Origin of the sequence: Nocardia asiatica NBRC 100129 (assembly GCF_000308415.1) — a bacterium.
Lineage (GTDB): Bacteria > Actinomycetota > Actinomycetes > Mycobacteriales > Mycobacteriaceae > Nocardia > Nocardia asiatica.
The window spans coordinates 40248-52200 of record NZ_BAFS01000294.1 but is presented as its reverse complement, the minus strand read 5'-3'; the positions used below and the strand labels follow the sequence as shown (position 1 = coordinate 52200).

Annotated in this window: 10 protein-coding genes and 1 pseudogene; 5 read left to right on the top strand and 6 right to left on the bottom strand. The window is 68.2% G+C overall.

The features are described from left to right. The 4 genes and pseudogenes from ON27_RS28960 to ON27_RS28945 all read left to right on the top strand — a co-directional run. A pseudogene (locus ON27_RS28960) lies at positions 1–347 on the top strand (mammalian cell entry protein); the annotation flags it as partial. Between the two features lie 8 nt (positions 348–355). Further along, positions 356–1447, top strand: coding sequence for an MCE family protein (locus ON27_RS28955; RefSeq protein ID WP_043734483.1), 1092 nt, complete (start codon positions 356–358; stop codon positions 1445–1447). Further along, positions 1444–2622 (top strand): MlaD family protein, encoded by a 1179-nt coding sequence (locus tag ON27_RS28950; RefSeq protein ID WP_043734480.1) that lies wholly within the window; start codon positions 1444–1446, stop codon positions 2620–2622. Before ON27_RS28955 ends, ON27_RS28950 begins: the two co-directional genes overlap by 4 nt. 131 nt (positions 2623–2753) lie before the next feature. Further along, positions 2754–3569, top strand: coding sequence for a hypothetical protein (locus tag ON27_RS28945; RefSeq protein ID WP_043734478.1), 816 nt, complete (start codon positions 2754–2756; stop codon positions 3567–3569). 76 nt (positions 3570–3645) lie between these two features. Here ON27_RS28945 and ON27_RS28940 read toward each other — a convergent pair whose 3' ends face one another. From ON27_RS28940 to ON27_RS28915, 6 genes are all read right to left on the bottom strand, one after another. Then, positions 3646–4218, bottom strand: a complete 573-nt coding sequence (locus ON27_RS28940; RefSeq protein ID WP_043734475.1) for a ribonuclease H family protein — start codon at positions 4216–4218, stop codon at positions 3646–3648. A gap of 10 nt (positions 4219–4228) precedes the next feature. Continuing rightward, positions 4229–4699, bottom strand: a complete 471-nt coding sequence (locus tag ON27_RS28935; RefSeq protein WP_043734473.1) for an SRPBCC family protein — start codon at positions 4697–4699, stop codon at positions 4229–4231. A 127-nt stretch (positions 4700–4826) separates the two neighbouring features. After that, complete coding sequence (lhgD, locus tag ON27_RS28930) at positions 4827–6011, bottom strand: L-2-hydroxyglutarate dehydrogenase (RefSeq protein ID WP_043734471.1); 1185 nt, start codon at positions 6009–6011, stop codon at positions 4827–4829. 22 nt (positions 6012–6033) lie between these two features. After that, a complete protein-coding gene (locus ON27_RS28925; protein WP_157227380.1) occupies positions 6034–6714 on the bottom strand; it encodes a hypothetical protein in 681 nt (226 codons plus the stop codon). A gap of 334 nt (positions 6715–7048) precedes the next feature. Further along, positions 7049–7840: a TIGR03084 family metal-binding protein gene (locus ON27_RS28920; RefSeq protein ID WP_043734466.1), complete on the bottom strand. Its 792-nt coding sequence runs from the start codon at positions 7838–7840 to the stop codon at positions 7049–7051. Between the two features lie 110 nt (positions 7841–7950). Next, on the bottom strand, positions 7951–9306 hold the full coding sequence (locus ON27_RS28915; RefSeq protein ID WP_043734463.1) for a DUF445 domain-containing protein: 1356 nt from the start codon (positions 9304–9306) through the stop codon (positions 7951–7953). 285 nt (positions 9307–9591) lie between these two features. Between ON27_RS28915 and lon the strand changes: the two genes are divergently transcribed. Beyond that, a complete protein-coding gene (gene lon / locus ON27_RS28910; protein ID WP_051047086.1) occupies positions 9592–11922 on the top strand; it encodes an endopeptidase La in 2331 nt (776 codons plus the stop codon). Positions 11923–11953: the final 31 nt, after the last annotated feature.

The window sequence follows — 11953 nt, the reverse complement described above, 5'->3', positions numbered from 1 at the left end:
CGTTCCTGCAGAACACGAGCACCACGCTCACGCAGTACCAGGATCAGCTGTCGGGCTCCGTGACCGGCCTGACCAACGTGACCCAGCAACTGCGCGACAACGCCTACGGCCTCACCGAGGTCGCCGACTTGGCGCCGATGGTCATGCAGAACGTCGACAACATCATCAACCGCGAGCACGGGTACGTCCGGCTGCACGCGGTGATCGGCACCGCGCTGTCGGGCGAGATCGTCAGCCTGTTCTGCGAACGCATCCAGATGAAGGCCGACGGCTGCCGCACCGGAAACATGCAGGACTTCGGACCCGACTACGGGCTCACCGCCGCACTGCTCGGACTGACGAAATGACGTACCGAATGACGATCAAGGCACGCAGGGCGCTGGTCGCCGTCGCCGCGGTGGCCGGTGTCGCGGTCACCTCCGGTTGCGGGCTCACCGTGGAGAAGCTGCCGCTGCCGAAACCGGGTATGTCCGGGGAGACCTACACCATCCACGCGGTGTTCGAGAACGCGCTGAACCTGCCCGACCAGGCGAAGGTGAAGATCGGCGGTTCGGACGTCGGCGTGGTCACCGACATCAAGACGAAGAACTTCCAGGCGATCGTCGACCTGACCATCAGCAAGGACATCGAGTTGCCCAAGGGCAGCACGGCGGAACTGCGGCAGGCCACCCCGCTCGGTGACGTGTTCGTCGCGGTGTCCAAGCCCAAGACCGAGCCGGGCGCGGAGATGCTGCACGACGGCGACACGCTCACGATCGACGACACTTCCGCGGGCGCGACCGTCGAGCAGTTGCTCATCTCGGTCTCCATGCTGTTCAACGGCGGCGGTATCGCCAGCCTGTCCAAGCTGGGCTCGGAGCTGGATTCCATCGTCGGCGGCCGCGGCGAGCAGCTGGCCCACCTGATCACCGAGATGACCGGCGTGGTGGGCAGTTTGAACGCCAACTCGGCCCGGGTGGACAGCGTGCTCGGTGAATTCAGCACCCTCGCCAACACCATCGAAGCGCGGCGCTCGGAACTCGGCGAGGTGGCCGACACGCTGCCCCAGATGATCGGCGCCATCGCCGAGAACAACCGGGCCATCGGCGATCTGCTGGACAAGTTGTCCGTCGCCAGCGCCGCGCTGGGCAATTACGCCGACACCTCCACCGCGCAGCTGAACGGCCTGCTGGAGAACACCCAGCAGCTGATGGACGCGATCGCCAAGACCGGTGACAACTTCGGCGTACTGCTCGATCGGCTCCGCGTGCTGCGGCCCAAGGTGGACGCGACCTTCCGCGGCAGCAGCTTCGCGGTGTACGCCACCGCGACCAATCTCGACATCAGCGCGCTCACCGATCCCGAGCACGGCAAGCTCCAGGATCTGCACGACCTGCAGGACTTCGCGGGCAGCCTGATCCAGGTGTTGCAGCTGGTGCAGGGCCGGGTGCAGGGAGGACACCGATGACCTCCGTACGCAAACTGTTCGGAAGCAAGATCTTCCTGTCGAACCTGGGCCTGGTGCTCGTGCTCCTGGTCGGCGCCGCGTACCTGATGGTGAACGTCATGCGGGTGAACCCGCTGCGGTCCGACTACACCGTCACGGTGAACCTGGACCGCTCCGGCGGTCTGCAGCCGGGCAACGACGTGACTCTGCGCGGTTGGCGGATCGGCAAGGTGACCTCGATCGAGCTGACCGATCGTGGGCAGGCCATCGCCGCCACCGCGCAGATCGAGTCGAAGTACAAGATCCCGGTGGACACCCGTATCGCGGTGCAGGCGCTGTCCGGCGCGGGTGAGCAGTACATCGATTTCCGGCCGAACATCGAGCAGGGGCCGTACCTGGCCAACGGCGCGGTGATCAAGTTCGATCCGGAGAAGATCTACACGCCGACGCCGGTGTGGTCGGTCCTGGACAACTCCAGCGCTCTGATCGCGCAGATCAACCCGGACCACTTCCAGGTCATCCTGAGCGAGCTGGACATCGCGCTCAGCGGTGGTCCGGACCAGCTGCGCGGCTTGGTGAACGGGATCAGTCTGGCGATGGCCGGCCTGGACTCGCTGCTGCCGCAGACCACGAATCTGATCACCAATCTGCGTACCATCGCCGGCACCACGTCCAACGCGCAGCCCGATCTGGCGACGCTGACCCGCAATTCCGGGGTGCTGTTCGAGCAGTTCAACAACGCGAACGCGGAACTGCAGCGGGTGCTCGACCAGGCGCCCGGCCAGCTCACCAGCCTCGGCGCGGTGGTGGACCGGACGGCCGACCCGATCACCGGTCTGGCCGCGAACTTCCAGGCGATCACCAAGGCGGCGCAGCTGCGGCTGCCCGCGCTGCGTGCGCTGTTCCCCTCGCTCGCGCTCGGCGGCGAGGCGCTGGGCGTCCCGGCGCACGGGAACGAATTCCACGCCATGATCGACATCTGGCCGCGGCCGTTCTGTACCTACAACACTCCGAAGATCCGCAACGAGGTCGTGCAGGACGGCACGATTCCGAAGTGGAACTACTGTGAGAACCCGCCGCCGGGTCAGCAGATCCGCGGCGCGGCGAACGCGCCTCGGCCGGACGTGCCGAACAACGGCGCGCACATGCCGCCGGGCGTGGATCCGAACGAGCGGACTCTGCCTCCGGTGCGGTGAGTCGTACCCGGCCCGGCGGTCCACCCGTCGGCCGGGCATACTCGCTGGTGAACCCGTAAGGTTCGCTGCCGCGGGCCGCTGAAGCCAATCGGTGCGCACCGACGCGCGCCGGGAAAGTGCAGGTTTTATCGATGTCTACCGACGACGCCGAGAACGACAAGGACGCCGGGACCAAGGCCGCCGCCGACCAGGACACCGACGCGGTGACCGCGAAGTCGGAGGATGCCGCGGGCGCGGCGAAGCCCGAGCTGTCCAAGGCGGAGAAGGCGGACAAGACCGAGGCGAGCAAGACCGAGGCGGGCAAGAAGTCGACAGCGAAAAGTGGCGCTCCCAAGGCGGCCGCGCCGGCGCCGTCCGGGAAATCCACCTCGCTTCCGCTCGTGGCCGCCTTCGCGGCCGGCGTGCTCGCGGTCGCGGCGATCACCGCGGTGGTCGTGTTCTTCCTGCAGGGCAAGGATCGCGGCGACAAGCTCGACGCGATCCGCGATTCGACCAGCGCCGCGTGCGCCTTCGGCAAGGACGTCTCGGTCTACGACTACTCGAAGAACCTCGACGACTACTTCACCACGGTGAAGGCCGGTTCGACCGGCGAGTTCCTCAAGGAGTTCGACGACGCGACCAAGGCGCTCGAGGACGCCATGGTGCAGGCGCAGGTCAAGTCCTGGGCCGACGACGTGCAGTGTGGTTACCAGTCCGGTGACCAGACCTCGGCCAAGGTGCTGGTGACCCTCACGCAGTACCGGACCAACTTCACCCAGGCCAACCCCGAGCGGCAGTTCGTCGTGGTGATCGCCCAGCTGCAGAAGTCGGGCGACAAGTGGCTGGTCGAGAAGCTCGATTCGCCGATGCTGAAGGGCGCGGGCACCGGCCTTCCCGGCGCTCCCGCGCCGGGCGGCGCCCCGCAGCCCGCACCGTCTGGTCAGCCCGCACCGCAGCCGGGCAACTAGCCGAGCGCCTCCGGCGGTGGGCCGAGCCACCACCGCCGGAGGTCATTCGGGCGGTCTTCGGCGATTCGCGCACGAATCAGAACAGCGTCAAAGTCTGTGGCGCCGACGGCGCGGCCGCCTTCCCCGCGGCCTTGTCCTTCGGCGCTTCCGGCGCCGCCGACGCTTTCTCCACAGTCACCGCGAGCATTTCCACGGTGTTCGCCTCGGCGACAGCCGCGGTGACCGCGGCCTGCCGAGCCGCTTCTCCGGCCAGCGCATCGGCTTGCTCGTTGAAGTAGTTGCCGACATGGCCACGGACCCAGCGGAAGCGGACCGGCCCCGGCCTGCTCGCGATGGCTCGATCGATCTGCCGGACGAGTTCGACATTCTTCACCGCGCCGCCGGTGGACGTGCGCCAGCCGTTGAGCCGCCACCCCGACACCCACTCCGACGCGCATTTGATCGCGTAGAGCGAATCGCTCTCGATGAGCAGAGGTTCGGACCCGGGATGGGCGACGATCGCTTCCAGCACCGCGCGCAGTTCCGCGACCTGGTTGGTTCCGGACGCGGCTCCTCCGCTGGCGGAGGAACCCTGATGATTGACCCAAGCCCAGCCGATGGCGCCGCCGGGGTTGCGGAGGCAGGATCCGTCGGTGCTCACGATGATCATGGCTGGCACCCTACGCAATCCGACCGACAAGATCGGTACCGTGGAATTCCTCTATCTCCCTCCGTAACCGGGATTCGGTACGCCGTAGCGCCGATTTGACCGCGGCGTCGACCAAGCCCGCGCCCAGGCGCCCGATCACGCCGCGGGGCGAACTGTACTCCGCCTCGGAGGTGAGCACCGAGCGTCCGTAGCCGAGCGGATCGAAGCGCAGCCGCAAAGTGCCGGAGAAGCGCCCGCGCAGCGTGTACCCGATCACCGCGTTGTGGCGGTATTCGGTGATCTCGCAGGTCGACGCGGGCTGTAGGAGTGCGAGACGGGTGGTGGTGGCGAAGATCGCGCCGAGGCCGCGTTCCTGGTCGCCGGTCGGCACGAAGTCCGCGATGCCGAACATCCAATCCGGTACGAAGAGATGGTTGTCGGTGTAGCTGAAAGCGACCTCGACCGGCGCTCCGACGTCACTCGCGTACTTGATGTGGCCCATAGGCCCTCCCTGTTCCACGACTGGCGTCAAAAGTACTACAGCTCTCCTCTTTATTCGAGGGCTCGGCAGAATTTGGTGCGCTGTCATGCCAGATAGCGACCGGGCGGTCGGTCCGGCGGTGCGTCGTTCAAAGCTGGTCGACGATGTGCTCGGCGATCGGCATGGCCGAGGTCGCCGCGGGTGACGGGGCATTGAGCAGGTGAATCGAGCGTTCGGTGCGCTCGATCATGAAGTCGTGCGCCAAGGTTCCGTCGCGCAGCACGGCCTGCGCGCGAATACCCGCCTCGCGCGGGAGCAGATCGGCGAGCGTCAGCTCCGGACAGTAGCGGCGGCACTGCGCCAGGTACCCGCGCTTGAACAGCGAGTTGCGCAATTCGCGCAGCCCGGTGCGCACGTTCGCCTTGGCCACCCGGTGAAATCCGGGGTATCCGAGCACTTCTCGAGCGTCCCTGACGTCGAAGCTGCCTTTGCGATAGCCCTCTCTGGCAAGGCCCAGCACCGCGTTCGGTCCCACGGTGAGCGTCCCGTCGATCGCCGGACTCAAATGCACTCCGAGGAAGGGCAATTCGGGATCGGGAATCGGATAGATCAAGGTGCTGACCAAGCCGCTGCGTTCGCGCGGCAACTGGTAGTACTCACCGCGGAACGGCACGATGCGAAAGTCGCTGCTCAGCCCGGCTGCCCGTGCCATCCGATCGGCCTGCAGGCCGGCGCAGACCACGAGCCTGCGCGCCGTCCACGAACCGGTCGGCCCGGCCGCGGTCACCGCGCCCGTGGTCTCGGTGAGCGTGGTGACCTCGGCGCCGAACACGAACTCGCCACCGGCGCCGCGAACTTCCGTGGCGAGCGCTTCGGTGACCCGGGTGTAGTCGATGATCCCGGTGCCCGGGACGAACAGTGCGCCGACACCGGTGACGCGCGGTTCGCGTCGCACCAGTTCGGCGGCATCGATCAGCTCGACGGCCACCCCGTTGGTGATCGAGCGTTCGTGCAGCGCGAGCATGCGTCCGTATTCGGCGTCGTCCGTGGCGACCAGCAATTTGCCGCAGATCCGGTGCGGGATGTCGTGCGCCGCCGCGAATTCCTCGGTCCAGCGCGCGCCACGGCGGCACAGCGTGGCCTTGAGGCTGTTCGGCGGATAGTAGATCCCGGAGTGGATGACGCCGCTGTTGTGCCCGGTTTGATGTGCGCCGAGGTGCTGCGCCTTCTCCAGCAGTACCAGCTCGGCGCCGGGGTAGCGCGCCAGGATCCGGTGCGCGGTCGCGACGCCGACGATCCCGCCGCCGATGACGCAGAAGTCGTAGGCGCTCATGCCGAGCAGGGTAAGCGGTGGATCACACCTTGACGGAATCCACTGCGCCCTGCGGGGCGGTGAGCACGGGTTGGGTGGCGTCATGCTTCCGGCCACCGGCCGGAATCTGCCCCGGGGCGGGGGCGGCGTGACGATTCAGGCGCAGGTCGTGCTCGCCGAGTCGCGGATCCGACAAGGCCACGCGCACTTCACCGCTCTGGGTGTCGAGATCGGTGCGCATCGTGGTCACGGTGGACGCGCCCGGCTGCTCCGGCGCGGGGGCGGAACGGAGTAAACCCGTGAGCACCGTAATCGCGTTCGTATCCACGGTGACCGAGAGGGTTTCGGGCTCGGCTGTCGCGACCTGCGCGCCGAAATACGCGTCGCCGAGGCGGACCTCACCGCTGAGATGCGCGGGCGCGGTCGGCGAATTGATCGGCGGCGTAGCGGCTTCGGGCTCGAAAGCAGGCGGAGCGGAGACCGCGGCGGGCAATACGGAGCTGCTGGCGGTGAGTACCGGATACGAGACGGTCGCCCGGCCGTGGTCGGGCGCATGAGGGGTAGCCGGGGTGACCGGTGCGGCGAGCCGAGAATCCGGGCGCTGGGTATCGGCGATCTGGTGCACGATGTAGGCCCCGGCGGCGGCGGTCAGGCTCAAGCTGGCGGCGCCGGCGAGCACGATGGCGGCATGCCGAGCGACTTGGGCAGGTCGGTGTGCTGTCACGATGCGCTCCTTTCCCTGCGACGCTGCTCCCCACAGACCAGCTCCTCAGGAGCTGTACGCCCGTCCAGGCTACCTCTGGGGTCGCGGCGTCTGTCGCGTCGAAGAGAGCAGGATCACACGGTGCGGCAGCTCAGGCGCCACCGCCCTAGGTGGCGTAGATGTTTCCGTGCGCACACCAAGGGGTAAATATTCGTTTAGCTGGCGAGCGCCATTCTCGACTGCCACCTCGAGACACCCGGCCAACGGCGTCCGGCCGTCGACATGAACACGGCGCACCCAAGTGTGGCGCTCGCCCGCTCCCGAATCGTCATCGATCGGGCCGGGTGTGGGCGGGTCAGGCGAACTGGCCCGCTGTCCTTCCCGCACCCGTCGGGCCCGCGAAAGCCTGTGCGATCTCGAGCCATTCCGCGGCGTCGTCGCCCTGTGTCACGATCGCCAGGTCGTCCGGATGGCGGCGCTGGGTCACCAGCAGGCAGAAGTCGAGCGCCGGTCCGGTCACCCGCTGCTCGGCGTCCTCGGGACCCCATGCCCAGATCGTGCGGTCCGGCGCGGTGAGTTCGACGCGGAACTCCGTTGTGGGCGGGGTCTTTCCGTGCACCGTGTAGGCGAAGTTCCTGGTGCGCACGCCGATATGGGCCACAGTGCGCAGCCGCGCGGTGGGAGTGCGGTGCACACCGAGGGCGTCGGCCACGTCCTGGCCGTGCGCCCAGGTCTCCATGATGCGGGCGGTGATCATCGAGGCGGGGCTCATCGGCGGGCCGAACCAGGGCAGTTTGACGCCCGCGGGCGCCGCGCGCAGCGCGGCGGTGAGCGATGCGCGTCCGCGCCGCCAGCGATCGAGCAGGTCGGCGGGCGGTTCGGTCGCGGCCTTCTCGGCGGCCTCGTCGACGAACGTGAGCGCACGGGGCCCGGCCTCGGCCAGCAACTTCTGGAAACCGTCGGCGTCCGCGGTGGCGATCGTCGCGATCTCGTCGGTCCAGGCCAGGTGACCGATCTGGTGGGCGATGGTCCAGCCGGGCGCGGGTGTGGCCCGCGCCCACTCCGCGTGCGCCAGCGGGCCGACGAGTCGTTCCAGGTCGGCGCATTCGTCGGCGAAATCGCCGAGCAGCGCCTCGAGGTCAGCCATCTGTTCCCCTGCCGTTTCGGGCACACCGCCTCGTGTGCCGCCGGGTCCAGCATCGCAGCGAGGTTAAAAAAAGGCAAGCATGCTTGTTTTATATTGCGGCGACGCCCCGGCTACCAGCCGAAAACCAGCAGGTGGGCAGCTCCGACGACGAGACCCAGCACCGCGCCGTGCAGATACAGCAGCCAGGCGTCCTGTTCCACCGACGCGTAGAACATCTCCATGAACTCCCCCGGCGTCAGGTCGCGCAATTTGCGCGCCGCGAAGTCGTCGATGGTCTTGGCCTGCGCGAGGGTGAACTCCTCGTCCTCCACCAGGGTCGGCGCCAAGCCGACCGCCGCGCCCGCCGCGCCCACCGTGAGGTTGTCGAACTGGCGGCGCCCGAGAGCCGCGCGCACCAGCGTGGTGGTCGGGCCGAGCTGGCGACTGATCTCGTCGGCGATCAAGCGCTCCAGCAGCTGTCTGGTCTTGTCCCCGTTCGGGCCCTCCAGCAGCTCCTTGGACAAGTTCTGCAACGTCAGCACCTGATAAGCCAGGATGTGCGCCAGATCGGTGGCCGCCTGGGTCTGTCGCTTGGCCAGAAGGGCTTGCTTCCACAGGTACTTGTACCGCGGTTGCGGGTCACCCGGTTCGAACACCATCTTCACCGCGATGACGTTCACGATCACGCCGATCGCCGCCGAGGCGAGCAGCACGATCACCCAGCCCGGCACCCAGCCGAGCACCGGAATGTGCTGATGTACATGCAGATACAGCGCGAGCAGCACGCCGAACGGGGCGCCGAGCAGACCGATGCGCACCATGAAGCGCAGCTCGGGCGCGGCGATGGTGGTGGTCAGGTCCTTCAGGATGGTCGGATTCTCCCGCAGGTAGCGGATCACGAAACTCTTGATATCGATCAGCTGGTCGACGTTGTCGCCGAGTGAGGCGAACGCACGGCGGGACAGGGCGGGCAGTTCGCGATCCACCCGCTGGTAGATCAACTGCTTGGCGGGACGCGGCACGGTGCGCCACAGCTCCGGGTTCTCCCGGTACATCAGCTCGTCGACCAGCGGCCGCACCTGCTCGCGCGCGAGCACGGCGATGTAGTCGGCGATGCCGTCGAGATCGAGTTCGTAAATGAAGTCCCTCGGACTGCCGATTCGCATCAGGGCCTTGTCCACGCAGATGCTGGCCATCTTCTCCGCGCGCGCCGGGATGAAGCCCTGGAATCCGAGGCGGCGGCCGTCGCCGGAGAAGGTCGGCAGCACCTGGACCCGGCGCGGGAAGTACGGATAGAGCACGTGCAAGCCCGGGATGCGGACGCCGCGGAACAGGATCGGCCAGAACAGCATGAGCACACCGGTCCAGTTGGTCAACCAACCGGCCAGCGCGCTGAAGACCGGAAACGTGATCAGGTCGACCACGAACTTCGGCTGCCCGGTCAATCCTTCCCAGTCGACGAACACGCCGGCGGCGAGCGACGACATCGATGGGACTCCCTAAGCCGATCCGGCGGTACCGCCGGTATGAGATATCAAGGCCCCCACGTTCTCATTGCCTTGGACGGAGTGTCAACGCGAACGGTGCGCGCGGTCCGGCCGCGCACGCGCGAGTCGTCCATTCGCCCTCAGCGAACGCGGCATGGGAGTGGAACAAACCCGGACATCCGGGGGTTGAGTAGGCAACGCTCAACTTTTGGAAGGGTCGAAGACGTGACTACACCACAGAACCTGCCGGTGCTGTTCCTGACCGATCCGATCGTGCTGCCGGGCATGGTCGTGCCCATCGAACTGGACGAATCGGCGCAGGCCGCGATCGATGCCGCGCGCGCCGCCGGGACCGACGCCGTGCTGCTCGCGCCGCGGCTGAACGAGGGATACGCCACCTACGGCGTGGTCGCCACCATCGAACAGGTCGGCCGCATGCGCGGCGGAGCCCCGGCGGCCGTGCTCAAGGCCGAACGGCGCGCCAAGATCGGGCACGGGGTCACCGGCCCGGGCGCCGCCCTGTGGGTCGAGGCCGAACCGGTCGAGACGCCGGCGCCGGACGGCCGCACCAAGGAACTGGCCGCCGAGTACAAGAAGCTGGTCGTCTCGGTGCTGCAGCGCCGGGAGGCCTGGCAGGTCATCGACGCGGTCAATCAGCTGACCGACCCGTCGGCCATCGCCGACACCGCGGGTTACGCCACCTACCTGACCTTCGAGCAGAAGCGCGAACTGCTCGAGACCCCGGACGTGGCCCAGCGGCTCGCCACCCTGATCGAGTGGACCAAAGCGCACATCGCCGAGGCCGAGATCAGCGAGAAGATCAGCGAAGACGTGCGCGAGGGCATGGAGAAGAGCCAGCGCGAATTCCTGCTGCGCCAGCAGCTCAACGCCATCCGCAAGGAACTCGGCGAGGACGAGCCGGACGGCGCCGACGACTACCGCACCCGGGTGGAGCAGGCCGACCTGCCCGACTCCGTCCGCGAGGCGGCGCTGCGCGAGGTCGGCAGGCTGGAGCGAGCCAGCGATCAGAGCCCGGAATCCGGCTGGATCCGGACCTGGCTGGACACCGTGCTCGAACTGCCGTGGGCGGTGCAGACCACCGACAGCACCGACGTCTCGGCCGCCCGCGCGGTCCTGGACGCCGATCACCACGGCCTGGACGAGGTCAAGGACCGCATGGTCGAGTACCTGGCCGTGCGCGCCCGCCGGGCCGCTCGCGGCCTGGAGGTGGTCGGCGGACGCGGCTCCGGCGCGGTGCTGGTGCTGGTCGGCCCGCCCGGTGTCGGCAAAACCTCGCTGGGTGAGTCCGTGGCGCGCGCTCTGGGGCGCAAGTTCGTTCGCGTCGCCCTGGGCGGCGTGCGCGACGAGGCCGAGATCCGCGGCCACCGCCGTACCTACGTCGGCGCGCTGCCCGGTCGCATCGTCCGCGCCATGAAGGAAGCCGGATCGATGAATCCGGTCGTCCTGCTGGACGAGATCGACAAGGTCGGCTCCGATTTCCGCGGCGATCCGGCCGCCGCCCTGCTCGAGGTACTGGACCCGGCGCAGAACCACACCTTCCGCGACCACTACCTCGATCTGGACCTGGACTCGTCCGACGTGCTGTTCATCGCCACGGCGAACGTCATGGAGACCATCCCCGGCCCGCTGCTGGACCGGATGGAACTGATCACCGTCGACGGCTACACCGAGGACGACAAGGTGGCCATCGCGCGTGACTTCCTGGTGCCGCGGCAGCTCGAGCGCAACGCGCTGACCGCCGAGGAGGTGTCCGTCAGCGAGGAAGCGCTGCGCGAGATCGCGGCCAACTACACCAGGGAGGCGGGCGTGCGGCAGATGGAGCGGCTGATCGCCAAGGCGCTGCGCAAGGCGGCCACCCGGCTCTCCGAGCGCGAAAACGTCCCGGCCGCGTCAGGTTACGACCCCGAACTGGGCTACCAGGTCGATACCGACGTCCTGACCATCGGGCTGGGCGATCTGACGGACTACCTGGGTCGTCCGCGCTTCACCCCCGACTCGGTCGAACGCACCGCCGTCCCCGGTGTGGCCACCGGCCTCGCCGTGACCGGCGCGGGCGGCGACGTCCTCTACATCGAGGCCAACGCCGCCGAGGGTGAGCGCTCGCTGACCCTCACCGGCCAGCTCGGCGACGTCATGAAGGAGTCCGCGCAGATCGCGCTGACCTACGTGCGTTCGCACCTGGAGGAGATCGGCGTCGAGGCGTCGGTGCTGGACCGCAACATCCACATCCACTTCCCGGCCGGTGCGGTGCCCAAGGACGGACCGTCCGCGGGCGTCACGATGGTCACCGCTCTGGTGTCGCTGGCGCTGGGGCGGCAGGTGCGATCGGACGTCGGCATGACCGGCGAGGTCACCTTGAACGGCCGGGTGCTGCCGATCGGCGGCGTCAAACAGAAGCTGCTCGCCGCCCAGCGGGCCGGATTGAAGACGGTGTTCATCCCGGCGCGCAACGAGCCGGATCTGGACGACGTCCCGGCGGAGGTGCTGGCGGCGCTGGACGTCCGTCCGGTCGCCGACGTGGCCGACATCCTGGCCTACGCCATCGAGCCGGTCGCCGAACCGGCCCTGGGCCCGGCCTTCGCCGCGACCGCCTGACCTGGGGCCGAACGGGCGGGGCACGGACATC

Excerpts from the sequence above, each read along its gene's own strand:
- ON27_RS28955 (WP_043734483.1), top strand. The coding sequence starts at position 356 with ATGACGATCAAGGCACGCAGGGCGCTGGTCGCCGTCGCCGCGGTGGCC.
- ON27_RS28950 (WP_043734480.1), top strand. The coding sequence starts at position 1,444 with ATGACCTCCGTACGCAAACTGTTCGGAAGCAAGATCTTCCTGTCGAAC.
- ON27_RS28945 (WP_043734478.1), top strand. The coding sequence starts at position 2,754 with ATGTCTACCGACGACGCCGAGAACGACAAGGACGCCGGGACCAAGGCC.
- ON27_RS28940 (WP_043734475.1), bottom strand. The coding sequence starts at position 4,218 with ATGATCATCGTGAGCACCGACGGATCCTGCCTCCGCAACCCCGGCGGC.
- ON27_RS28935 (WP_043734473.1), bottom strand. The coding sequence starts at position 4,699 with ATGGGCCACATCAAGTACGCGAGTGACGTCGGAGCGCCGGTCGAGGTC.
- lhgD (WP_043734471.1), bottom strand. The coding sequence starts at position 6,011 with ATGAGCGCCTACGACTTCTGCGTCATCGGCGGCGGGATCGTCGGCGTC.
- ON27_RS28920 (WP_043734466.1), bottom strand. The coding sequence starts at position 7,840 with ATGGCTGACCTCGAGGCGCTGCTCGGCGATTTCGCCGACGAATGCGCC.
- ON27_RS28915 (WP_043734463.1), bottom strand. The coding sequence starts at position 9,306 with ATGTCGTCGCTCGCCGCCGGCGTGTTCGTCGACTGGGAAGGATTGACC.
- lon (WP_051047086.1), top strand. The coding sequence starts at position 9,592 with ATGGTCGTGCCCATCGAACTGGACGAATCGGCGCAGGCCGCGATCGAT.